The sequence below is a fragment of the Gilvimarinus gilvus genome, from assembly GCF_030518155.1.
Lineage (GTDB): Bacteria > Pseudomonadota > Gammaproteobacteria > Pseudomonadales > Cellvibrionaceae > Gilvimarinus > Gilvimarinus gilvus.
Genome location: NZ_JAULRU010000700.1, coordinates 1 through 326, shown reverse-complemented (window position 1 = coordinate 326; position 326 = coordinate 1). Strand labels below are relative to the sequence as shown.

Sequence of the window (326 nt, the reverse complement as noted above, 5' to 3'; positions counted from 1 at the left end):
CTTCATGACCGTCCGTAAGGCATTCATTGAAATGTACGAAGAGACCGCCGTTCTGGAGCGCTTCCGGGATGAACTGGCCGCGCAACTGAGCGACAAAGCGCGGGCCAAGCTCGCAGAACTACCGAAGCGCGGCAGCCTGAGCCTGGCAGCCGTAGCAGAGTCGCGTTTTTGTTTTGCCTGATCGTTCTCATTGATGGAAACAAACCACAAAAGGAACGTTTCCATTAATGAACCATTCCGAATGGCCCCCTGGTAATTCCCGTGGGGCCACATTCGGATAACCGAGCCGCAACCCTCCGCCAGAGCCTCCACCGTGCCAGTGCGAC

At 56.7% G+C, this 326-nt stretch carries 1 protein-coding gene; it reads left to right on the top strand.

The annotated features are described in order from the left end of the window. The coding region (locus tag QWI17_RS17400; RefSeq protein ID WP_302723794.1) for a DNA-directed RNA polymerase at nt 1–181 on the top strand (181 nt) is incomplete at its 5' end. Nucleotides 182–326: the final 145 nt, after the last annotated feature.